The 21463-nt window shown below is 47.1% G+C and carries 23 protein-coding genes; 14 read left to right on the top strand and 9 right to left on the bottom strand.

Annotated features, from left to right (window positions below):
- Nucleotides 1-157: 157 nt before the first annotated feature.
- The gene (locus ACLVWR_RS17660) at nt 158-1216 is read right to left on the bottom strand and encodes a hypothetical protein (RefSeq protein ID WP_413581907.1); all 1059 of its coding nucleotides are present in this window, start codon (nt 1214-1216) and stop codon (nt 158-160) included.
- Nucleotides 1217-1341: 125 nt separating this feature from the next.
- Between ACLVWR_RS17660 and ACLVWR_RS17655 the strand changes: the two genes are divergently transcribed.
- The 5 genes from ACLVWR_RS17655 to ACLVWR_RS17635 are packed head-to-tail and all read left to right on the top strand — an operon-like array spanning nt 1342 to nt 5297.
- Entirely contained in the window at nt 1342-2175 is an 834-nt protein-coding gene (locus tag ACLVWR_RS17655) for a TatD family hydrolase (protein ID WP_413581906.1), read from the top strand.
- Between the two features lie 21 nt (nt 2176-2196).
- On the top strand, nt 2197-3117 hold the full coding sequence (locus ACLVWR_RS17650) for a ThiF family adenylyltransferase (protein WP_413581905.1): 921 nt from the start codon (nt 2197-2199) through the stop codon (nt 3115-3117).
- On the top strand, nt 3114-3245 hold the full coding sequence (locus tag ACLVWR_RS17645; RefSeq protein WP_340596989.1) for a hypothetical protein: 132 nt from the start codon (nt 3114-3116) through the stop codon (nt 3243-3245). Before ACLVWR_RS17650 ends, ACLVWR_RS17645 begins: the two co-directional genes overlap by 4 nt.
- Nucleotides 3220-4272: a class I SAM-dependent methyltransferase gene (locus ACLVWR_RS17640; RefSeq protein WP_413581904.1), complete on the top strand. Its 1053-nt coding sequence runs from the start codon at nt 3220-3222 to the stop codon at nt 4270-4272. Before ACLVWR_RS17645 ends, ACLVWR_RS17640 begins: the two co-directional genes overlap by 26 nt.
- Nucleotides 4273-4325: 53 nt before the next feature.
- Nucleotides 4326-5297: a deoxyhypusine synthase family protein gene (locus tag ACLVWR_RS17635; protein ID WP_340596991.1), complete on the top strand. Its 972-nt coding sequence runs from the start codon at nt 4326-4328 to the stop codon at nt 5295-5297.
- A 181-nt stretch (nt 5298-5478) separates the two neighbouring features.
- Here ACLVWR_RS17635 and ACLVWR_RS17630 read toward each other — a convergent pair whose 3' ends face one another.
- Nucleotides 5479-6327: an SDR family oxidoreductase gene (locus ACLVWR_RS17630; protein ID WP_413581903.1), complete on the bottom strand. Its 849-nt coding sequence runs from the start codon at nt 6325-6327 to the stop codon at nt 5479-5481.
- Between the two features lie 122 nt (nt 6328-6449).
- Between ACLVWR_RS17630 and ACLVWR_RS17625 the strand changes: the two genes are divergently transcribed.
- Nucleotides 6450-6773 carry a winged helix-turn-helix transcriptional regulator gene (locus ACLVWR_RS17625; RefSeq protein ID WP_413581902.1) on the top strand — a complete coding sequence of 108 codons (324 nt, stop codon included), beginning with the start codon at nt 6450-6452 and terminating at the stop codon, nt 6771-6773.
- Here the strand turns inward: ACLVWR_RS17625 and ACLVWR_RS17620 are convergent.
- Entirely contained in the window at nt 6770-7258 is a 489-nt protein-coding gene (locus ACLVWR_RS17620) for an SRPBCC family protein (protein ID WP_413581901.1), read from the bottom strand. The genes ACLVWR_RS17625 and ACLVWR_RS17620 overlap by 4 nt on opposite strands.
- Nucleotides 7259-7446: 188 nt before the next feature.
- On the opposite strand from ACLVWR_RS17620, the gene ACLVWR_RS17615 reads away from it, so the two are divergent.
- Together ACLVWR_RS17615 and ACLVWR_RS17610 are read left to right on the top strand one after the other, a co-directional pair.
- A complete protein-coding gene (locus tag ACLVWR_RS17615) occupies nt 7447-8559 on the top strand; it encodes an aldo/keto reductase (RefSeq protein ID WP_413581900.1) in 1113 nt (370 codons plus the stop codon).
- Nucleotides 8560-8588: 29 nt separating this feature from the next.
- Complete coding sequence (locus ACLVWR_RS17610; protein WP_413581899.1) at nt 8589-9044, top strand: hypothetical protein; 456 nt, start codon at nt 8589-8591, stop codon at nt 9042-9044.
- Between the two features lie 49 nt (nt 9045-9093).
- On the opposite strand, the gene ACLVWR_RS17605 is transcribed toward ACLVWR_RS17610, so the two are convergent.
- From ACLVWR_RS17605 to ACLVWR_RS17590, 4 genes are all read right to left on the bottom strand, one after another.
- Nucleotides 9094-9540, bottom strand: coding sequence for a hypothetical protein (locus ACLVWR_RS17605; protein ID WP_413581898.1), 447 nt, complete (start codon nt 9538-9540; stop codon nt 9094-9096).
- Nucleotides 9524-10753 carry a poly-beta-1,6-N-acetyl-D-glucosamine synthase gene (gene pgaC, locus ACLVWR_RS17600; RefSeq protein ID WP_413581897.1) on the bottom strand — a complete coding sequence of 410 codons (1230 nt, stop codon included), beginning with the start codon at nt 10751-10753 and terminating at the stop codon, nt 9524-9526. Before pgaC ends, ACLVWR_RS17605 begins: the two co-directional genes overlap by 17 nt.
- Nucleotides 10750-12354 (bottom strand): poly-beta-1,6-N-acetyl-D-glucosamine N-deacetylase PgaB, encoded by a 1605-nt coding sequence (gene pgaB, locus ACLVWR_RS17595; protein WP_413581896.1) that lies wholly within the window; start codon nt 12352-12354, stop codon nt 10750-10752. The genes pgaC and pgaB overlap by 4 nt, the downstream gene beginning before the upstream one ends.
- 209 nt (nt 12355-12563) lie before the next feature.
- Complete coding sequence (locus ACLVWR_RS17590) at nt 12564-13487, bottom strand: lytic murein transglycosylase (RefSeq protein WP_413581895.1); 924 nt, start codon at nt 13485-13487, stop codon at nt 12564-12566.
- Between the two features lie 145 nt (nt 13488-13632).
- Between ACLVWR_RS17590 and fucP the strand changes: the two genes are divergently transcribed.
- The 4 genes from fucP (at nt 13633) to ACLVWR_RS17570 (ending at nt 16658) form a co-directional block, all read left to right on the top strand.
- Nucleotides 13633-14886 (top strand): L-fucose:H+ symporter permease, encoded by a 1254-nt coding sequence (gene fucP / locus ACLVWR_RS17585; RefSeq protein WP_413581894.1) that lies wholly within the window; start codon nt 13633-13635, stop codon nt 14884-14886.
- 83 nt (nt 14887-14969) lie between these two features.
- Entirely contained in the window at nt 14970-15401 is a 432-nt protein-coding gene (locus tag ACLVWR_RS17580; RefSeq protein ID WP_413581893.1) for a hypothetical protein, read from the top strand.
- 5 nt (nt 15402-15406) lie between these two features.
- Complete coding sequence (locus ACLVWR_RS17575) at nt 15407-16201, top strand: MOSC domain-containing protein (protein WP_413581892.1); 795 nt, start codon at nt 15407-15409, stop codon at nt 16199-16201.
- Between the two features lie 121 nt (nt 16202-16322).
- Nucleotides 16323-16658 carry a hypothetical protein gene (locus ACLVWR_RS17570; protein ID WP_413581891.1) on the top strand — a complete coding sequence of 112 codons (336 nt, stop codon included), beginning with the start codon at nt 16323-16325 and terminating at the stop codon, nt 16656-16658.
- A gap of 61 nt (nt 16659-16719) precedes the next feature.
- On the opposite strand, the gene ACLVWR_RS17565 is transcribed toward ACLVWR_RS17570, so the two are convergent.
- Complete coding sequence (locus ACLVWR_RS17565) at nt 16720-17802, bottom strand: hypothetical protein (protein ID WP_413581890.1); 1083 nt, start codon at nt 17800-17802, stop codon at nt 16720-16722.
- A 137-nt stretch (nt 17803-17939) separates the two neighbouring features.
- Here ACLVWR_RS17565 and ACLVWR_RS17560 point away from each other — a divergent pair, with 137 nt between their 5' ends.
- Together ACLVWR_RS17560 and ACLVWR_RS17555 are read left to right on the top strand one after the other, a co-directional pair.
- Complete coding sequence (locus tag ACLVWR_RS17560) at nt 17940-18632, top strand: SOS response-associated peptidase (protein WP_413581889.1); 693 nt, start codon at nt 17940-17942, stop codon at nt 18630-18632.
- Nucleotides 18633-18715: 83 nt separating this feature from the next.
- Entirely contained in the window at nt 18716-20074 is a 1359-nt protein-coding gene (locus tag ACLVWR_RS17555; protein WP_413581888.1) for an MFS transporter, read from the top strand.
- A 55-nt stretch (nt 20075-20129) separates the two neighbouring features.
- Here the strand turns inward: ACLVWR_RS17555 and ACLVWR_RS17550 are convergent, their stop codons facing one another.
- Complete coding sequence (locus tag ACLVWR_RS17550) at nt 20130-21416, bottom strand: PA14 domain-containing protein (protein WP_413581887.1); 1287 nt, start codon at nt 21414-21416, stop codon at nt 20130-20132.
- Between the last annotated feature and the right edge of the window lie 47 nt (nt 21417-21463).

Here is a 21463-nt window from a genome sequence, read left to right as displayed (position 1 = left end):
CTCACTTTTGAGTGCAGCTGAGTAAGCATATAACCCGAGCTATTTTGCGATAGTGTTTAGAAATGATTTTATAATTGGATACTTGCTCAGATCTCCGGTACTCGATAAAAAAAGGGAGCCTTGGCTCCCTTTTTTTATTCTGTATTTACGTGAACAACTAAGCAGCCTTCACACCATGAACCAACTCTTCAGTCACTTCACAGCTTAGGTGTAATGCCACTGGTTTGTTGTGGTGTTTCGGCTCAACATCTTTCCAGAAGATTTTTTCATAGCCATTTTGCAAAGCAAAAATCTCTTCGCGGATTTTGAACAACAATCCAGCAGGGGAGCCCAAAAGCCAGTCAATTTGCACCAGATAGAAAGCCTCTTCCAGCTCCACCGGATTCATGGAAGTGATAAAAGATTTCGGCAGATTGTTCACCAGGTGGCAAGCATTGTGCGAATACTTTTGGAATGCTTTTTCCATTGGGTGAGCAAACAATTTTTCCACACGCGGATCTGGTGCACCACGGCCTGTGAATGGTTCAGAGAAACGTTTGAAGTTCCAGTACAAAAGCGCATCATTCACAACGTATTCCACGCGCGGCAGATAATCTGTCACTGCATCCACTTTCACGGCTTCGTGGGAAGCATCTTGAACGTGGGCGTTGTGATCGATCGCTACAAGGCTGCGCAGGTTATAAAGGAAAGAGTAAAGCGTGTGCAGCTTATCCATAAACGGCTTGGAAAAATTCAAACCGAAATTGTAAAGCAAAGGCGCTTCCATTTTGTTTTCAAACCACGAGAAAGTTTCAAGCAAAGGACCCAAAGCGGTCAGATCAACGCCTTGCGGAGTCATCGCAACTTCAAATGTTTCGTTGAAGTGTTCTTCAAACAAAGCACAAAGTTTCGGATCCAGCACAGGCAATTGGGATTGCAGGGAGCGAACACGGCCTTGGGAGCGACCATAGATCTCGACATGAGGATCCAATGTGTTCCAGGCATCCATCGCGAAGGGATAATCCATGTTTTTAGTCGCCAGTGGGGACTTGATGTAGGAGTTCAATTTGACAAGTGACAGGCCCACCAGGGCATCACTCATATATTTGAACGGTGCGTGGGGTTTAAACTTTTGAAAACCAGCTTCATCATTCCAGAAATGAACTTTAACGGGCTTCAGGGTTGCGCCCTTAGCCATTGAAACGTCAAAACCCAAACGCAATCCTTTGTGCTTCATAGAAAAATACTCCTTCGCAATCACATTTATCGGAGCAAGACGGGGGTTGTTCGAGTCCTGAATTCATGCCAGTCTATAGGCCTGTAGAATACAGGCCTGGATACAGACCTGAAGTGGGGGCAAACATGGTGGCTTTTGGAAGATGGATCGATGCTCACGGACATTTGGCAGATCAACGCTGGGACGGCCAGCAGGCAGAGATCATCGAAGCAGCCCAAGCCCGGGGCATCCACTTTTTCATGCAAGGTGGCGTGGGCCCTGAGGACTGGGAACGCCAAAGAAGGCTTAAGGCGCAGTTCCCGCATCACATTGGTCTTTGCTATGGCGTGCACCCGTATTGGGTGGCGGACCACAGCGACGAGGAGCTGGAGGTTGCAATAAACCTTCTTGCCCAGGAACTGCCTGAGGCCATGGGGTTGGGGGAGGTCGGATTGGATTTTCGCCCTCACATCATGAAGGATTCTCAAGAGCGGCAAATCACTGCATTCGAGGAACAGTTGGAACTAAGTCACATTGCCAGTCGCCCTTTGGTTTTGCATCTGGTGCAGGCACACGAAGCTTCTCTTACGATCATGGACCTGTTTGGGCTGCCTCCGCAAAAAGGCATGGTGCACTCCTTCAATGGAAGCTGGGGCAAAGCACAGGATTTCCTGAAAAGAGGGTTGCACCTTTCTGTCGGGGGCCCGGTGTGTCGCGAAGACAACCAAAAGCTGCATCAAGCCGTACGTGAAATCCCGTTGGAGTTTTTATTGATCGAAAGTGACAGCCCTGATCAAGGCCCTCCGGCCTACCAAGGACGTCTAAATCCACCTGAATCCATTTGGGAGGTGGCAAAGACTATAGGGAAGCTAAAATCCCTTGATCCTGTGGAAATATTAGATATCACTACGGGGAACTTTCACCGTCTTTTTGGCTCGACCGACACGATTTTCCAGGGTCCGAAAGACAGCGTGCATTGATCCCTTTAAGGGGCAGGATAAATGGATACTACTGACACTCAAGCGCCGATAGCACCGACTCAAAATCAAAACCCGCAGCAACCGCCGGAAACAGAATACGTTCTGCACCGTCGCTTTGATCGCATGGGCCGTTTGGTGGGCGATGCCACGATGAAAAAACTGATGAACACCCATGTAATGGTGGTGGGCATTGGGGGAGTAGGTTCCTGGGCGGCGGAATCTTTGGCGCGGTCAGGTGTAGGTCACATCACTGTTGTCGATTTCGACGAAGTTTGTATCACCAACACGAATCGTCAATTGCACGCTATCCAAGGCATGGTCGGTAAGAAAAAAGCCGAAGTCATGGGCGAGCGTCTGCGCAAAATCAATCCGCAGATGAAAGTCACAGTTATTCCTGAATTCTATAATGCTGAAAAATCGGATCGCATGTTGGCGATCAAACCGGATTTCTTGATCGACGCCATCGACAACTTGACGGCGAAAGCCCACTTGTTGGCGACGTGTGTGAAGGAAAACATTCACGTGATCACTTCCGCGGGTTCTGCTGCTAAAATGGATCCACTGCGTATTCAGAAAAAAGACCTGGGGATAACTCACACATGTCCGTTGGCGCATCAGCTGCGTAAAATTCTTCGTCAAAAGTACGATTTCCCAGAAAAAGAATTCGGCATTCCTTGCGTGTTCTCTGATGAACCCGTGATGATGCCGGAAGAGTTGACTTACGATAAGGGTATGGGCTTTAAATGTGTGTGCCCTAAGACCAATGATTTCCACGGTTGTGACAATCGCAATATGATTTACGGTTCTGCAAGTTACATCACAGGGGCTTTTGGTCTGGTGATGGCATCACACATCGTAAACGAAGTTCGCGCGTCCACGGCAGCGGGCAGTGCTGTAGCGCCGGCAGGCGCGGAAGCTGAAGCAGAAGGAGCAAAAGCATGATCGTAGCAATGTGGTTTACCATGGTAGGACTTGTGATCGTTGCGGGCCTGGTATTGCTGGGTTTAACATTTAGAAATTGGGCACAACAAAAGAAGGTGACCAATGCAACGGAAGCATCTCAAAAATAAGCTCAAACTGGGCTATTCCTTAGCCCGCTCGGCGCACTTTACCGCGCAACAATTCACTTTGCCTTTGCTTGAAGCTTTAGTGACCCGGTCGATGAAAGATCGCCCCTCGCTGGAGCTTAAAAATATCAAGAAATCCTATACGGCCTTATACAATCTTTTAAAAAAAGACACCGACAATATCGATAAAGGTCTTTATCCGCTGGAAGTTCTGTATCCGGAAAATCTGGCCAAGCACGCCCTTCGTTATCCTAAAATTTTAATCGATGGCCTGCATATTTCCCGGCGCCGCCACGAGCACGAAGCCAAGGAATTCAATCAAGAGGCGCGCGAGTACCTAACAAATGTACCAGAGTACTACCAGCGCAATTTTCATTATCAAAGTGGCGGTTACCTGACTGAAAAATCTGCTGAACTTTACGAACATCAGGTGGAAATTCTGTTTGCCGGGGCTGCGGATGCCATGCGCCGATTGATCATCCCCCTCGCCAAGGATGTTTTTCTGAACGAGGGTGCAGGCCTTAGGTTTTTGGAAGTGGGCGCTGGAACGGGGCGATTAACCCGATTTATGAAGCTCGCTTTCCCGAAAGCGCACATCACCGTTCTGGATTTAAGCGAGCCTTACCTAAAGCAAGCGCGCAAGAACCTGTTAAACTTTCGCGGGCTGGATTTTGTTCAAGGGGCGGCGGAAGAACTGCCTTTTAAAGATGCACATTTTGACTTCGTCTATTCCTGTTTCCTTTTCCACGAGCTGCCAGCGGATGTTCGGGATGGGGCGGTTTTAGAGGGCAAGCGCGTCTTAAAACCTGGTGGTTACTTCGGTTTTGTCGACTCTCTGCAAAAGGAAGAGGCCAAGGACCTTGATTGGGCCTTAGAGCAATTTCCTAAGGACTTTCACGAGCCCTTTTACAAGAACTACAGTCTGCATCCCATGGAGGATTTGCTGCAGGCCGTGGGCTTTTCAGACCTACGAAAAGACACAGGATTTTTCAGTAAGGCTGTTCTTGCACAAAAGCCATTCTCTGCTTGAGTTTTTGCTTAAACATGCTACTTTTGCGCCTCTTCGCATAACAGGAGCATGTAATGGGACCGATTTCTAAGTTTATCGAACATCACTATCGTCATTTCAACGCCGCGGCACTTAAAGACGCAGCTGTTGGTTATAAAAAACACATCGATAACAAAGGCCAAATGCTTGTGACACTTGCTGGTGCAATGTCTACAGCAGAGTTGGGTCTTTCTTTGGCTGAAATGATCCGCCAAGGTAAAGTTCATGCGATCTCTTGTACAGGTGCAAACCTTGAAGAAGACGTATTCAACTTGGTAGCTCACGATCACTACGTGCGCATCCCGAACTACCGTGATTTGACTCCGGCTGACGAGCAAAAACTTTTGGAAAAACATTTGAACCGCGTAACTGACACTTGCATCCCTGAAGAGGAAGCAATCCGTCGTATTGAAAACGTAGTGCTTGAATACTGGCAAGATGCTGACCAAAAAGGTGAGTCTTACTTCCCACATGAGTTCATGTATAAAATCCTTCTTTCCGGGAAATTGAATCAGTACTTCCAAATCGATCCAAAAAATTCTTGGTTGTTGGCTGCTGCTGAAAAAAATCTTCCAATGGTTGTTCCAGGTTGGGAAGACTCTACTTTGGGTAACATCTTCACTGGTCACATCATCAAAGGTGACATCAAAAAATCGACTACTGTTAAAGGTGGTATCGAATACATGAAAACTTGGGCTGAGTGGTACATGTCAGCTTCAAGAAAAGCTCCAGTAGGCTTCTTCCAAATCGGTGGTGGTATCGCTGGTGACTTCCCAATTTGCGTAGTTCCAATGTTGGAACAAGACTTGGGTCACGAAGACATTCCATTGTGGAGCTACTTCGCGCAAATTTCCGATTCTACAACTTCCTACGGTTCGTACTCTGGTGCGATCCCGAACGAGAAAATCACTTGGGGTAAACTAGCTCCAACGACTCCTTCGTATATCGTTGAGTCAGACGCTACAATCGTAGCACCGTTGATCTTCTCTTACGTTTTGGGTCTATAGTCGAGCGGTGAAAATGACCCGGCTGACTTCGTTGTCGGGCTATCTCCTCGCTCCGACGGGCATTTTGCCCGCCTGCGCTGCGGGGATAACCCTCCGCCTTGCATCCGAACCATTTTGACCGCTCTTAGTTTTGTGGTTCAAAATAGAAAAACCCCAGCTGATGAGGCTGGGGTTTTTTATTTTAAAGAGCTTTCTTGATTGCTGATTCCAGTGACGTTAAAGGGCGGCCAAGTAGTTTTTTTAAGTCATCACTTTTTGTGAAGAGCTCGCCTTTTGAAATTCCCACATCAGAATCAGCCAGTGCTTCAGCGAATTGCGGTGGCAAACCAAAACTCATCAGCAGCTTGGTATATTCGCCAGCGGGCATATTCTTGTACTCGATTTTCTTGCCGCTCAGTTTTGAAACTTGAGCCACGTATTCCTGCATGGTCGTGCTATCGCCGCCAAGTTCGTATACCGTTTTTCCAGTGGCCTTTTCAGTGATTACCTTGACGGCAGCGGCGGCGTAGTCTGAACGGGTGGCGGGACTGAATTTACCTTCACCAGCGCTTCCGACGACCGCTCCATTTTTAAGGGCCCCATCAAGTTGTTCTGTATAGTTTTCGATATACCAGCCGTTTCTTAAAAAAGCATAGGGGATGCCGGAATCTTTAATCATCTTTTCTGTGAATTGATGTTCTTTCGCTAATAGCAAGTGGCTCCCATCAGCATTTAAAATACTGGTGTAGGCGATGAATTTAACACCAGCAGTTTGGGCGGCTTTCATGATATTCGTGTGTTGGGGAGTTCTTTGGCCGACCTCACTTCCGGAAATGAACAATAATTTTTCAACGCCTTGGAAGGCCTTGGCTAATGATTCTGCATTTCCATATTCTGCTTCGCGAACATCGATTCCTTTTGAAACAAGATTCTGAGCTTTGCCTTTATTTCGTACGACAGCGACTATCTGATTCGCTTTCGTTCCTTTGTCCAGCAGCTCTGTAATTGCCAATGCACCCAAATGTCCTGTGGCCCCTGTTACTGCGATCATAATTTCTCCGATCTTTTAGGTTAATAATAAGAACTAATGGTATACTAATCCCATCAGTAACTTTATGTAAGTACGCACTATTTTGTTACTGTAAAGAATTGAAATAAGATGAGAGGTTACAGATGGTTACAAAAATGGGAAAAAACAAAAAGGCACCATTTTGTCCGGTCACCAAAACCATGCAGGTCATTGGTGGAAAGTGGAAACCGATGATTCTGTATAACTTGCTCAGCGGTCAAAAAAGATTCAATGAACTTCAACGTTTGTCAGGCGGTCCCTCCGCCCGAGTGTTAACATTGCAGCTTCGTGAGTTAGAAGAAGACAAGGTCATCAAACGACATGTCTTTGATCAAATTCCCCCAAGGGTGGAGTATTCACTCACACCCAAAGGTAAAAGTCTGGGAGCCGTTTTGGAAACCATGGCTCAGTGGGGTGATGAAAACTAACGAAGACTCTTCATCAGCTTTTCCAGCTGATCAGCACAGATGCCCCAGCCCTGATGAAATCCCATGTCCTCATGTTTTTTGCGATCTGCTTCATCCCGATGCATGGCAATGGCCGTATACTTGGTTTTTCCGGAGCCAGCAGGCTCCAGTAAAATCGTCGCTGTGAAATGCAGGTTTGCGCCGGATTCAATTTCCTTAATGGGTCTGAAATCGGGCAGAAGGCAATCCGTCCATGTGAGTTTTTTGTTCGGAATCACTTCCAAAAAGCAACCCGCGTTGGGAAACTTCTCTCCTTCTGGGGATTGCATCACGGTTTTAAAAATTCCTCCAGGTCGCAGATTCACTTCCGCATCCGTCACTTTCCAGGGTTCAGGGCAGAACCATTTGCAAATAAGTTCGGGAGTTGTCCAGCCACGCCAAACTTCTTCAGGTGAAATATCAAGAGTGCGTTCAAGGACAAGATCGAGTGCGGAATTTACTTTCATAGCGTCTCCTGGGTTGAATCAATCAGAACGGATATTTTAAAGTCGCAATCAGACTAGTTCCAACTTCAAAGTATGCCACTGGACCCCAACGGTTTTTTGTTGTTGAGCAAAAAGTATATTTGTTCGACTCAACTTGAAGTCACGGTGATAATATCGATCAACCAGTCTTTTCATAAGGGGTGTTCATCATGCAAGAACGACGTGATTTTATGAAGCTGATGGCAAGTGGTGCTTTATTGGCCGCAGCTTCTTCATTGCCGAATAAAGCGGGTGGAGAGATCAAATCCCAAGGTGGGAAAATTCAGTTCAAAGAAAATGATCTGGGAAAAGTACTTGGTTTGGGTGGTGTGCCTTTAGCTGGAGCATGGATCCCCACAAATCCGGAGGAGACATGGCAGACGATGCAGGCCGCCTGGGATCTCGGGGTTCGCTATTTCGATACCTCGCCAAGGTATGGTTTTGGTGTTAGTGAACGGCGCATGGGGAATTTCCTCAGTACAAAGAATGATCAGGACTTTATCTTATCCACCAAAGTGGGTCGGCAACTGGTGCCGGCACATCCAGATTCCGCAAGACTGGGTATTTGGAAAGGTCGCTATTATGCAAAATCAGAATATGACTACACAGCTGCCGGAGCACGCAAATCAGTTGAATCCAGTCTGCAGCGTATGGGCTTGGCAAAGATAGATATAGTTTTCATTCACGATCTTTCACCAGACAATATGGAGATCGCGGGCAAGTTTGAGCACTACTACAATGAAGCGGCCAAAGGCGCGATCCCTGAACTTGCCAAAATGAAAAAGGAAGGCCTGATTAAAGCATGGGGCTTTGGTATCAACCGCCCTGATGCTGCTTTGCGCTCGCTTTCGATCAGCGAACCGGATATCTGTCTTATGGCGACCCAGTATTCTTTGTTAGACCACGATGAAGCATTGGAGAAAACCTTTCCTGCTTTGGAAAAGAGCAACGTCAGAGTGGTCGTGGGTTCACCCTTGAACTGTGGTTACCTGGCCGGGAATGATCGTTGGAATTACTCCGGTAAATCGGCGCCAGTGGCAATGGCAGATAAGCGCGAAAAAATGCGGGCGATTGCAAAGAAGCATAAGGTGGATCTAAGGACGGCGGCGTTACAGTTTAGTATGGCCCATCCAATCGTTACAGCAGTACTGGTCGGGGCTCGTAGCGGGAAGCAAATTATTGAAGATCATAAGTCCATACATGGCCAAAGAATTCCAAAATCTTTTTGGGATGAATTGGCGGCGGAGGCTTTGATTCATAAGGCGGCCGTGACATCAGTTTAAGTATTTACTTTCATAAATAAGGAAATCGAATGGAAAAATTAAATATAGTCCTAATGTCGTTTTTAATTCTTGTGGGGTTATCAGCCCAGGCGAAATCAGCCACCGATAAACAAATGCGTGAGAGTCTGACGAAGATTGTCCCCCAAGGGAATATCGTTCAGCAGGATGGTCACGAATATAAACTGACAACTGCCAGGAACACACTGATGGAGGTGGATTTCAATCGGGACGGGACGATCGATGAAGCCTCTGGGGATGCCGCGGAAACTGGTGATGCCCTGGTGCCAGGTGAAGGAAGAAAGAGCCTGGAAGAGGTTGTTAAATCCCTGAATGTCGCAGGCAAAAAAGCCAGCGGAGACTGGTCCTTCAAAAAGTCCTTCACGCATGGGTGGATTTATGAAGTTGAAGGCTTCGAAGGTGGTAAAAAAATGGAGTACCTGGTGAGTGCGAAAGATGGATCTTTGATAAAAGCAAAAAAAGATTAACCAGTCATTTAAGCCCGACTCGGTATCCGGTCGGGCTTGATCGAAGGAATTAGAATCCTTGGGAAAGAAGAGCCAACGCCGGCTCTTCTGATTTTTGTGGGACCACGGTCACGTGCACCGTTTGATTTTCAGAATGCAGAACAGTTGCCACTTCATTACGAGCCACAACATGGCAGTTCAAGCCAGCCGCCGGGAAGTGTAAATCAACTACTTTTCCAGATTGCGCCAAGGCAAAAGCTGCTTCTGACCAATTCACTGCGTGTTCGCAAGAGATGTTTTTCTTAATCGGTTTGTAGTTGGAAAAACGAACCACGATCAACATGCCGACGTAGATGCAAACCGCGAATAGCGGAGACAACGAAATCAAAGTCAGGTGACTGAGGATGTTTTGAGCCTCTTCTTTATTAAAGAAAAAATCAAAAATCGCCAAACTGCTGCCGACAATGAAAACCACCCACAAAGCCAGGGTGCTGGTTGTTTCAATTATTTTTCGCATAAGTAACTCCACCGCGGTCAGGACTCACCCAAGAGCTGAATTGGCGTTTGGGGCCAAATAGAACTTTCGGGATTGCCACGAATAACACAAAACTATTAATCATCCAATAAGCAAACGGATACCAGATCGCCACGAAACCAAGTCTTGAATCGCGCTCGTAACGACCATGCAGGAACATTCCCACCACGAACTGGAGGAAGCTCATGATCCCGGTTAAAAGAATGGCGTAGCTTAAATTCAATTCATGAAGATTGGTGCCGAAGATTGCGAAAGCAATTGTCACCGGCAACATGAAAGCCCACAGGACTGAAAATACGTATTCCAGAAGAATCAAACGAAGACCGGTGTCGCGACCGTTCAGAACGGAACGACCGTGCTTCAACATGACCTCGAATCCACCTTGAGCCCAACGCAGGCGTTGCTTCCAAAGTCCTTTCAAGGTGTCTGGCATAAGAACGTCACACTTGGCTTTGGGTTCATATTTCAAAGCCCAACCTGAAGTTTGCAGTTTCCAGCTGATACCCACGTCTTCAGTCACGGTGTCTGTATCCCAATAACCAACGCTTTCAACAGCAGATTTACGGAACATCACCAAAACACCCGACAAGGCAAATAGGCGTCCTAAGGATTGGTGATAACGTTTGATCATGCCGACCAACGCAGAAAACTCCCCAACCTGTAGACGGCCTACCAGGGTGCCGCGGTTTTTAACACGTGGATTGCCTGTGACACCGGCCACGTCGGGATTGGCGAAATGCTCCATCATGATTCTTGGGGCGTTCGCCTCAAGTTCAGAATCAGCGTCCAGGCAAAGAATGAATTCACAACGGCTGGCCATAGCACCTAAAGTCAGTGCAGCCGCTTTACCGCGGTTTTGCACCAGATTGATGACACGCATATTGGGACGTGTGATTGCCAGTTTTTCCAATACGGCCTGTGTTTTGTCACGGCTGCCATCGTTGATGGCGATGATTTCGCATTGATCCACTGGCAAAATATCCAAAGAGCGGATGGTGGCCTCGGCGGTTTTTTCCTCGTTATAGCAAGGAATCAAAACCGTGTAGCGCTGTTCTGAAAACTCCGTCAAAGTCTGACGTTTGCTTTCACGCTTAAAGTAAAAAACCAAAGCTCCCATGATCCAAATCAACGGCAGCACAAACGGGGTTGTCAGGAACAGGAATTTAAAAATGGCGGGCAGATATGATAAAATCATTTCGCCTCTCCGCGTGGATGTTGGGGAATTGTTGGCAGGACCGAGAACAAGTTCTTGAAATCCTCGTCCGGTGTGTACCCTTTAAAGTTCACATCAAAAAACAAATTCAAATATCCCTGAGCAATCAGGTGAGAGGCGTCGTGCTTGTAGTCCTTCGGCAGAGCCACAATCAATTTTGCCGGATTGCCAGGCAGGGACTGGTCTTTTTCAAGTTGTTGCGGAGTGATCAATGCGAAATCAAACATCGCCGGATCCACATTTTTTTGACCGATCAGACCAAATTGCAGTTGTGGGCGGATGGATCGTGCGGCGTCAATCAAAGCGGCGAAAGGAATCGTCTTCAGCTCGTCCTTTGCAGACACTTCAAAAAAGATTCCGTCGAAATCCGTGTATTTAGCAAGATCGCGGATCGCGCCTTTGGCTGCTTCCGTGTCTTTGATGAATGAGCGTGGCAGGTGAGCATAGGTGTACAGAACCTGCGCGCGGTTCTTTATGGTGTGAGCGGCCCGGCTCAAGTAGTCGCCGCGAACTTTAAGGTGAGTCGTTATAAAGTAAGCATCGCCGGAATCAGACACCGCTTGAATCATGGCGGCGTTGGGTCCCAAAGCGATGGTGTCTTCCAGAAGATCCCCAAGGCCTTTTTCTGTTTCGCCTTCGGTTTTCTTCCAAAGACTGTCCAAATCAACACGAATCATGCGCAGCGGGGCTTTGTCGACGAAGGCGTGTTCCAAGGCTGTCGCAAATTTCGAGATGTCCATGTTGGCCAGTACCAGGCCACGGCCAATTTGGGAAATGTCGCTTGCATAGTTAAGGCCTGGACGAAGACTCATTTGTGTCGTGATGCCTGCGGCTTTCGCAGCCTGGCTGGAAAGTTCATTGTATTTGCCATAAGGCCAAACCATGACGGTGTTGTCTTTGCCCAGGTGCTTTTTAAGAACCTCGTTGTTCTTTTGGATGTCGTTCAGGATGATGCTCGAAAACTCTTCCTCGGACTGATAGATCCTGGTGGTGAAATCGAATTTGAAGTAGCTGGCCATGGCAGCCTGGTTGCCCTGCGGGTTGAAAATCTGTCCCTGATGAAGGTTGTAGGAGTGCGAAACCACCTCTACCAAACCGGATTTCATCATTTCCTTAAGCTGCTTCCAGGTGCTCATTTTAGGATTTGAATCCTTGAAGCCGTAGTCAGGGGCCGCGCCTTCTTCGGTCCATTTGCCAACGACTGCGAAGACCGCCGGGAACTTATAAGTTTTCAGCAATGGATATACGTTGTCATGGAAAGAGCTCAAGCCATCGTCGACAGTGATCAGAACTGCTTTGGGTGGAAGATTCTTTTTGCCTTGGTTGGCATCGCGAACATCCTGCAGGCTGATGACGTTGTAGTGCGCTTTAAGATATTCGAACTGTTCGACAAGGTCTTTGGTGCGAATACTGAAGGAGTTGCCGATAAAGCCGTTGTTCACATCGTGATAGCACAAAGCCACGAAAGAGTTTGTTTGCGCGTTCGCGAATACACCAAAGAACGCGATAAGCGATGAAAGGAGTAAAAATCGGGCTGATTTCAGCATCAATTTTGGAAGGCTCACGTCTTGGACGGAATTCATTTTATTTCACCGCTTGGGGCACTATGCACCCGTTCTATTTGTGGCAAATCTGTAATCCAAATTGGACTGGGCGTCAATGGGTCAAATAGGGGCTGCCGCGGCTCTGAAAAGAACCTCGCAAATGGGGTTGATTGTAATATCGGGAATGGCCCTAATTGCTTGCGGGAAGGACCGGTGAATTGGGATGTGTTAAGCGGTGTGAAATAATTCTACTGGCTGGTGGCCGTTTTATTTTCCAAAGGGATCGGGGGCAAGGGCGGAACCTTTTCGGAGATGTTTAGGATCCCGTTCGCGTAGTCCCGGCTGTTGTTATATTTCATTAGGGCCGTAATTTGAGCTTCCAGGTTTTTCGCCTGCCAGCCGCTTTGCTTTAGATAGTTCGCTACAGACATGATGGCGTCGGCGGGACTTGATAAATTTGGCGTTGCATCAGGTTTAAGCGAAGCTGAAAAGTCACGGTAGCTGGATGGGATGAATTGCGGAAGCCCAAAAGCACCCGCATAGGAACCGCGAAGTTCCGTCAGGTTCAGGTGCTTTTTCTTACGAACCTCAGCCAGGGCTATGAGTTGCTCCTCCGCCCATTTTGATTTGCTTTCAACGCGCTTTTTCATCAAGGCCACCAATTCGGGGCGCTTATATTTTTTAACGGACTTGTTTTTAAGCAAAGCCATTTGCGTCAGGATTTTCAGATTTTCGGGATTGCGGGATTGGATCAGATGCAGATAGACGCTAACAATGTGAAAGGAGCCGGTGTCTTCGCCGTGGCGGGTTTCGATCCATAGCAGGGATGAAACCACTTCAGCTGGAACGCCAAACTGTTGTTGCGCAGTTTTGAACGCTTCGCTGTTTTCTTTGATAAAGCTGGCGGCTTTTCTAACGGCTTTGGGATCAAGCTCCGTCAGGTGAGCACCGGAGGGAGTCAGAAAACCCAACAGGTTCAGAGAAACCACTCTGCCAAAGGATTTTGGTTCATAGTTAGTCACGGATTCTTCTGTGAAGGATTTTGAAAAGCCAAAGCGAAGCATGTATTGACGAAGCCAATCAGCATCCTGCGCTTGCAAATCTTTATGAGTGGGGGCGGCACTTGCTGCGCATGCCAGAACTGTGAAGATCAAAGCTAGTAATGTCCGCACTGAAAATCTCCTGACCCCTTCAGATTCCCTAAAACTCCATCCTAGTATATTCGCATCTTGATGGCTTCCAATGAATGAAAAACGGACCCGAAGTCGCAAAGACTAAGGTCTTGTGCCCATCAACAGGCGCTGCTACGCTTTGAATATGAATTCAATTAACGAAGCTCAAAGAAAAAAAGCGTTGATCGTTGTTTCCTCCATCTTTTTCATGTGGGGGTTTTTAACATGTCTGAATGATATCCTGATCCCTCATTTAAAGGGGGTTTTTTCGTTGAGTTACACCGAGAGTGCTTTGATTCAATTCACGTTCTTCGGTGCCTATTTCATCATGTCCTTGCCAGCGGGAAGCCTGGTCACCAAATTGGGTTATAAAAACAGCATCTCCTTGGGACTTTTGGTTTCCGCAGTCGGTGCTTTTATCTTTTTGCCGGCAGCCAAGATGGAATCTTATCCCTTGTTTTTGGGAGCACTTTTTGTGCTGGCATCAGGGATCACGGTTTTGCAAGTAGCTGCCAATGCCTATGTGACGTTGTTGGGAACAGAGGAGACCGCATCCAGTCGTCTGAATCTGGCGCAGGCCTTGAATTCCTTGGGCACCACGGTTGCTCCCAAGATTGGCGGATTTTTTATTCTGTCGGCGACAGTCTTAACCGCGGATCAACTGGCAAATATGGGAGTGGCTGAGCAATTGGCTTACAAAACCGAGCAAGCACAGGCCGTTCAAGGACCCTATCTGGTGCTGGGATTGATTTTGTTGTTACTGGCCGTGGGCATGTACTTGTTGAAGCTTCCAAATTTGAAGGAGCAAAACACTGGGGATGTTAAAAGTGAATCCACTTTCTCGCAGGCATTGAAGCACTCCAATCTGATTTTAGGTGTGATTGCACTTTTTCTGTATGTGGGAGCGGAAGTTTCGATCGGCAGTTTTTTGATCAACTTCATTTCGCAAGCGGATGTCATGGCTGTTTCTGAAAGTGCAGCGGCCGGGCTGGTTCCAATTTATTGGGGCGGAGCTTTGTTGGGACGATTTGTCGGAGCCTTTCTAATGAGAAAATGGAATCCGGCAAAAATGCTGGGATTTGCGGCAGCTTTATCGGCACTCTTGGTGCTGGCAGCGGTCTTAAGCACGGGACACATCGCTGCTTGGCTGTTGCTCTCGGTGGGATTGTTTAACTCGATCATGTTTCCCACGATTTTCAGTCTGGGAATCCGGGGATTGGGAGCTGCGACAGAGAAAGCTTCAAGCCTGCTTGTCATGGCTATCGTTGGCGGTGCCATCATTCCGCTGCTTCAGGGTGTTGTCGCCGATCATTGGAATTTGCATCACGCCTTCCTTTTGCCGATAGTTTGTTATTTGTTCATCTGTTTTTATGGATTCAAAGAGGGAAAACGCACTTAGATTTGGGATGCGCTGCGGAACATTGTCCGAGTGAATTGGAACCAAGGTTGACTGGTGTGGTCTTGGCGCCGTCTAATATGTCCATGAGAACTATTACTTCAATTTTTGTACTTGCAGCTTTGATTCCTTCCCTTTCTTTTGCAGCACGTTTGTCTGATGGAAAAGACCATCACAAATTGTCCGGCAAAAAAATCATGACCACTTTGGATAAGGGTTTTCACTTCAATACAGAAGCTCCGGCAGGACTTTACATTGATGGCGAAATGGGTGCGATTGAGCCCTCTAAAAAAACTGAAAAGTTGATTGTTTTTGATGCGGCAAAAGCCAAAGACAAAACATTCACAGTCAGTTTTTATGTTTGTGATGATGCAGAGACAGTCTGTGAGTCGCACGAAGTTGCTTTGCAGATCGTAAAGAAGAAACTGGTTCAGGTTAACAAAGAACAAGTTCCTATGGTGAAGCCGGAAACGGGAGCACCTGTTCCACCTCCAGCCAACCCTAAATCTGTTCAGTAAAAAACATGAAAGTTTCAGAGCTGAACATTTATCCATTGAAGTCGGGCAGGGCACAGTCACTGTCCTTGATGAATATCACCCATGAGGGTCCCGAAGGGGATCGTGAATGGATGTTGGTGGATGAAGCGGGTAAGTTCGTTTCACAGCGAACGCTGGCAAAGCTGGCGACTGTGAATGCAGTTTACGACCCGACGTCTTTGACTCTGGCTTTCGAAAAAATGTTTTTTAAAATCGGGCGCAAAACCTCGTTCAGTCGCGAAGTGAAAGTTCAAGTCTGGAACGACTCTTTCACAGCGGCACTTGAACCCGATCTTTACTCTCAGGCATTGTCGCAGTATTTGGGCGTGAATGTTCGCTTGGTGCGATATGCGCCGTATTCGCAACGCCGGGTTTTATCCACCAATAAAGATTGGAAACCGGAAGTGCGTTTCGCCGATGCTCGTCCGGTGTTGTTGGTGAATACCAAAAGTCTCGAGGATCTGAACTCCCGTATGCCGGCTCCTGTGCCGATGAATCGGTTCCGTCCCAATATTGTTATTGATGGGCAGAAGGCTTATGAAGAGGACACTTGGAAGCGGATTAAGATTGGCAATGTGTATTTATCCCAGCCAAAGCTGAGTGCTCGCTGTAAGATCACCACCATTGATCAACAAAGCGGAGTCAGCCAAGGAATGGAACCATTGGCTACTTTGGCAAACTATCGTCGCGATACCAGTAACCGGGTGAATTTTGGAACTCTTTGGATTCCCGAAAATGACGGAACAATCCAGGTGAATGACGCCCTGGAGATCATTTCCTAGTTGCCGGAATTTCTGGTTCCTTAGTTATTCAGCTAATCTTAACATAATTCAAACAATTGAATTTTAACTTTTAGGTTATAAGGGGCGTCGTGTGAAACACCCATAACCTAAAGGACTCCCGATGAAATCACTAATCGCTCTTGCTGCTCTTTTGATCTCTAACTCTGCTTTCGCTGCTGACACTCTAAAATGCGAAGGCCCTTTGAACGGCGGAACTTTTGTTGAGTTCGAATTGCCAGCAACTGGTAACGCAACATTGGCATTTGACTACCGTGAATTTGTCATCGATATGAACTGCACAACATTTGCTGCAGATATTCCGGTGACTGAGTGTGTGGAAATCATCCCTGGCGGTAACAAGTACATCGTTCAAGTTGGAATGAATCAGGCGTATGTATCCCAGGAAAGCAATGATCCTTCTGTGAGAATTGCCAAAGGGACTTTGAGCTGCAAGTAGTTCAAATAAAAAAAAAAAGGCCGCTGAAGAGCGGCCTTTTTTATTTGTGATCTTAAAGGTCCTAGTTTTGATTGATGGCCTTACACATATAAGCTGCTGTGTAAGAACCCTCTGGCAAGTTGGAAGCGAAAGTGACAGTTGTACCGCTGATACTATAACCAGTGGAAACTTTTTGTCCTTTGGTGTCTACCAATGCGAAATCCAAATTTCCGTCACCGTCAGCGTCCTCTGGCATGCAGCCCAGATTGATAGAACGAACCAGCTCAACAGTTTTCACACCCATTGAAGTCAAAATGGAAGTGTAATCAGTTGCGCAAACAGAACCCATCAAACCACCAGTCAACTTGGACATGGCTTCGTAGATCGGAGTCAAAACGGCTGTTTTGCAATTCGCATCAGTAGCGGCTCTGGCGATGGAATTAAACATGAATACTTTGTCCATGCCAAAGCGGCTTTGAATCATTTTAACCAGGTTTTCAGGAACGCTTTTCTCTGGAGTTTTCGCACATTTTCCGTTTGAGCACTCGTCTTCGTCAGAGATTGCAATCACGACCAGTTTGGATTTTTCACGGAAGAAATCCTGATTGGCAGGAGTGTCAGCTGTGCGTTCAATCGCGCGGTAAGAAGAGTTGATCGCGCGTTCGTCACCGGAACCCAAAAGGCCCACGTTGATCGCTGCAGAAAGTTTAGCCTGAGCATCACTCAAAGAGTGCTGGCTCGCTTTCAATACGAAAAGGCTGCCTGAATCAGAATCGAAAGGACGGAATTGTCCGTCACTCCAGGCGCGGCTTGTTTTATCCGGTGCCGGAGTTGTTGCATTGGGATCTGTCGTTGTTAAAGCAACATGCCAGTTAGCATCCTTGATGATATTCATGAAACCATTGATCTTGCTTGAAAAGTTTTTTTGCTCTTCCGCCATGGATCCGGAGTTGTCGACAACGAACAAGATGTCGATGTCAGCGTTGGATTTAACTTCCACGCTTTGGGAGAACGCCTGGTATTTTGGCCCTGTGACAGTGCCACCGCCACCACCGCTGATGGATGATAGATCCTGAGCCGTCATGAACTCCACATCCGGAGCACAAGCGCTAAGAAGTAAGCCTGATGAAATAACTGAGATGACTCCAAAGAACTGATTTTTCATAACTATTCCCCCACATCAGATTCTATATGCAAGGTGAGGGCCAGTCGGGAAGGGCTTAAAATCGTTCCCGCTGTTGAACAAGGAAACATCGTCTAAAATACTGATAGTGTTTTCACCTGGAATCTTGAAAAGAGACGGTGAAGTCATCTAGAATTTCACGTATGTGTGCAAGCTACGGAGCCGCGAGCGAGTTTAATCTGTTACATAAGACCTACAAGGTTGAGCTTCCTCCTGTGCTGTTTGTTCCAAAACAAGTCATTTACCCACACACACCAGCCCCGGTGATAGTAAAAGGCGCTCAAAACCGTGAAGTTCATGCGATGAACTACTCCCTGGTACCTGAGTGGTCGCGTACAAAAAAACCTAAGTTCGCGACTTATAACGCCAGAATTGAAGAAGTTTTAAACAAGCCCTCCTGGAAGAAACCCTTCGAATCCAGGCATTGTCTCGTTCCAATACGGGAGTTTTATGAGGCTGCTTACACCGGGGATTTTGCCGGTCATTGGATTTCCATAAAGGGCGGCCATGACGATGTGCTGACGGCCGCGGGTATTTGGGATGTATGGCAGGATCCGGCGACGGGAGAGGTTGTGGATTCGTTTGCCATTATCACCACAGAGCCAACAGCTGAAATCATAAAAGCCGGGCACGATCGTTCACCGTTGTTTTTAAAGGCGGATGCTTTTGACGAGTGGCTTGAAGCCAAAAAATCAGGAAAAGCCTGGGTCCAATTTTTAAAAGAGCATCGCGATTTTTCTGATTTGGATTTCGCTGCGGGCGAAAAGTTAAAAGGTTATACAGGTCAAATGAGTCTTTTTGACGACGAGTAGTCGCCATTAAACATCTGAAATATTCTTTATATAATTTGTGTCTTTTTAAATAGTTCTTAAAACTGGGGCCGTAAGGAGAATCTATGGCCACAACGACAACAAATTCTCAGATATCTGAAAAAAGCAAAATTTGGAAAGTCATCGGTGCATCCAGTGCCGGCACTTTGATCGAATGGTATGACTTCTATATTTTCGGAAGTTTGGCCACGATCATTTCCGCTCACTTCTTTCCCCACGGAAATGAAACTGTCGCTTTGTTAAGTACGCTGGCTACATTTGCCACGGGCTTCATAGTGCGCCCTTTCGGTGCCCTGGTGTTTGGGCGGATTGGTGACGTTGTGGGACGTAAATACGCCTTCATGGTGACCTTGCTGATCATGGGGTTATCAACCACCTTGATTGGTTTGCTACCAACTTATGATCAAGTCGGAATGCTTGCGCCTATCTTGTTATTGCTGATGCGCTTGTTGCAGGGGTTGGCCTTGGGAGGCGAGTACGGTGGTGCCGCCACCTATGTGGCTGAGCACAGTCCTGATGGCAAACGGGGATACTATACGAGCTTTATCCAGACGACTGCGACGCTGGGGTTGTTTGTGTCGTTAGGGGTGATTCTGGCAACACGTTTGGGATTGGGAGAAGACCAATTCAAAAGTTTCGGTTGGCGTATTCCATTTCTGCTGTCCGTGGTGTTGGTGATTTTCTCGTACTTCATTCGTATGCGTATGCAGGAGTCTCCGGTATTTATGCAAATGAAGGCAGAAGGCAAGGCCTCTAAGAGTCCGTTGCGTGACAGCTTTATGCATCCTGAAAACCGTCGTTTGGTTATTTTGTCATTGCTGGGTGCCACCATGGGGCAGGGGGTTGTCTGGTACACGGGACAATTCTATGCGCTTTACTATTTGCAGACGGTTTTGAAGATCGATTTCGTAATGGCCAATAAAATCATCGCGATTGCCCTGTTGCTGGGGACCCCCTTCTTCATTGTCTTCGGTGGATTGTCAGATAAAATCGGGCGTAAGAAAATCATCATGGCCGGTTGTTTGATCGCAGCGGTTTCGTACATTCCGATTTATAAGGCGATGGAGTTTTATTCCGGATGGGATGCTGCAAATCCAACGGCCACGCCGTTGAATCCCAATGTGAATATGCTGATCTTGATGGTTTGGATCCAAGTGATTTTCGTGACCATGGTTTACGGTCCAATCGCAGCCTTCCTGGTCGAATTGTTCCCGACGAATATTCGCTACACATCCATGTCGCTTCCATATCATATCGGAAACGGGGTGTTCGGGGGGCTGGTACCATTCATCGGGACCGCGTTGGTGGCCAGCACTGGCAATCACTTTGCGGGGCTTATGTATCCGATCACGATAGCGGTCATTACCTTCATCATCGGTACGCTGTTTATTAAAGAGCGTACTGATGTAAAGTGGCATAGTTAAAAATAAAAAACCCAGGATTTTGTCCTGGGTTTTTTGTTTTTGATCCGCATTTTTTTTACGGAGTGATCAAGATGTCCGGAGAGCTGGTCACTGTAGCTCCGCTTTGGTCCACAGAAACAGCGTTGATCACATAGTAGATTCCAGCTACCAGGCCGTCGAGTTCAACAACGTGGTTTGTTACCAGATCACTGCTGACTGCGGTATATATAACCTCGCCCGTGAAGAAGTTGGTGATTTTCACCTGACTGCTTGCTGGAATATTTGTTTTCCAAGTAATTGTGGCTTTCGGAGCCGTCGCGTAAGGTACAATCAAATCTGAAATTGCCAGTGGCTCCTGGCTGCATGGATTGACCTTTTTCTCAGGCATCTTGAAGTTGGCATTGGCAATTGTTTTCCAGCCTGATGCTGTCAACCAATTGGTGACATAAGTTGGCTTGCCAGTTCTGGAGCTATAGAATAGTTCGTTGCCTTTTTGACCACAAACCCAGTTGTCCAGAATGGACTTCTTATACGCTTTCACGTCTTTGTGGTGCTTCCACATTAAAACGTTGGCGATGTGATTGCGGGCCCCTTGGTAATATAAAACTTTGATAGGCACTTCTGTTCCAGGCTGCATATTGATGGTTCTGTAAGCGCACCCGAAACGTGATGGGTGATTGCCATCATTATTGATCAGTTCCTTCCATTGGTCCGCTTCTTTAAAGAAGATGCGAGCACCGTCATCAGAGATAACGCCCAGTTCGTATTCGCCAGATTTGTCTGAATCAGACAATTTCAAAATGGAGTTGTATTCCAATGCGAAGTTTTCAATCAGAGTATTGCCGTCGCCGTCAACCAATACGGAGCCACTTTCAGTGGTAAAGCCCTTGGTGAATTGACGGGTAGGAACGTTGATGGATGGGAAGTAGAGTTCTTGTTCAAGGCGAATACCATGGTTGTAGTAGTCCATCACTCCAGTGACAGTACTCATCTCAGGACTTCGAACGATAAGTTTTGCCGCAAGACCATTTGAGCGTGATTCAGAAGGCGTCCCTGTAAGAGGGTCACATACAGTCTGATCCGGATTTTCAGGAAATTCAAAAACGGCATTAGGGTCCACGCCATAATTGTTGCCGCGATAGGAATAAGTAATTCGTTTCAGCAGTCCCAAAGTTTTACGAAGCTCTTCCAGCTTTTGTTTTTCAGTCTTTGCAGCGGAAGAACTGGATGGCTTCGAGCTGGCGGGAGCCCGAGTTTCCTGCTTGGGAGGACTAAAGATAGATTTAAGAAAATCCCCCAGCGAGAACGCGTGAGCCGGAGAACATGCCATAGACGCTACAACCAAAACGGCGATTTTTTTCATCTTAACGTACCTCTTACGTGAATAACGTCAGAATAACAACTTATGTC

The organism is Bdellovibrio sp. HCB288, assembly GCF_047305935.1.
Classification (GTDB): Bacteria; Bdellovibrionota; Bdellovibrionia; order Bdellovibrionales; family Bdellovibrionaceae; genus Bdellovibrio.
This window is presented reverse-complemented; position numbering and strand designations above follow the sequence as displayed.

Coding starts and splice junctions, on each gene's coding strand:
- ACLVWR_RS17660 (WP_413581907.1), bottom strand. CDS start 1,216: ATGAAGCACAAAGGATTGCGTTTGGGTTTTGACGTTTCAATGGCTAAG.
- ACLVWR_RS17605 (WP_413581898.1), bottom strand. CDS start 9,540: ATGCGAAAAATAATTGAAACAACCAGCACCCTGGCTTTGTGGGTGGTT.
- ACLVWR_RS17625 (WP_413581902.1), top strand. CDS start 6,450: ATGGTTACAAAAATGGGAAAAAACAAAAAGGCACCATTTTGTCCGGTC.
- ACLVWR_RS17635 (WP_340596991.1), top strand. CDS start 4,326: ATGGGACCGATTTCTAAGTTTATCGAACATCACTATCGTCATTTCAAC.
- pgaB (WP_413581896.1), bottom strand. CDS start 12,354: ATGAATTCCGTCCAAGACGTGAGCCTTCCAAAATTGATGCTGAAATCA.
- ACLVWR_RS17575 (WP_413581892.1), top strand. CDS start 15,407: ATGAAAGTTTCAGAGCTGAACATTTATCCATTGAAGTCGGGCAGGGCA.
- ACLVWR_RS17655 (WP_413581906.1), top strand. CDS start 1,342: ATGGTGGCTTTTGGAAGATGGATCGATGCTCACGGACATTTGGCAGAT.
- pgaC (WP_413581897.1), bottom strand. CDS start 10,753: ATGATTTTATCATATCTGCCCGCCATTTTTAAATTCCTGTTCCTGACA.
- ACLVWR_RS17570 (WP_413581891.1), top strand. CDS start 16,323: ATGAAATCACTAATCGCTCTTGCTGCTCTTTTGATCTCTAACTCTGCT.
- ACLVWR_RS17610 (WP_413581899.1), top strand. CDS start 8,589: ATGGAAAAATTAAATATAGTCCTAATGTCGTTTTTAATTCTTGTGGGG.
- ACLVWR_RS17555 (WP_413581888.1), top strand. CDS start 18,716: ATGGCCACAACGACAACAAATTCTCAGATATCTGAAAAAAGCAAAATT.
- ACLVWR_RS17650 (WP_413581905.1), top strand. CDS start 2,197: ATGGATACTACTGACACTCAAGCGCCGATAGCACCGACTCAAAATCAA.
- ACLVWR_RS17580 (WP_413581893.1), top strand. CDS start 14,970: ATGAGAACTATTACTTCAATTTTTGTACTTGCAGCTTTGATTCCTTCC.
- ACLVWR_RS17615 (WP_413581900.1), top strand. CDS start 7,447: ATGCAAGAACGACGTGATTTTATGAAGCTGATGGCAAGTGGTGCTTTA.
- ACLVWR_RS17640 (WP_413581904.1), top strand. CDS start 3,220: ATGCAACGGAAGCATCTCAAAAATAAGCTCAAACTGGGCTATTCCTTA.
- ACLVWR_RS17565 (WP_413581890.1), bottom strand. CDS start 17,802: ATGAAAAATCAGTTCTTTGGAGTCATCTCAGTTATTTCATCAGGCTTA.
- ACLVWR_RS17620 (WP_413581901.1), bottom strand. CDS start 7,258: ATGAAAGTAAATTCCGCACTCGATCTTGTCCTTGAACGCACTCTTGAT.
- fucP (WP_413581894.1), top strand. CDS start 13,633: ATGAATTCAATTAACGAAGCTCAAAGAAAAAAAGCGTTGATCGTTGTT.
- ACLVWR_RS17645 (WP_340596989.1), top strand. CDS start 3,114: ATGATCGTAGCAATGTGGTTTACCATGGTAGGACTTGTGATCGTTGCG.
- ACLVWR_RS17630 (WP_413581903.1), bottom strand. CDS start 6,327: ATGATCGCAGTAACAGGGGCCACAGGACATTTGGGTGCATTGGCAATT.
- ACLVWR_RS17550 (WP_413581887.1), bottom strand. CDS start 21,416: ATGAAAAAAATCGCCGTTTTGGTTGTAGCGTCTATGGCATGTTCTCCG.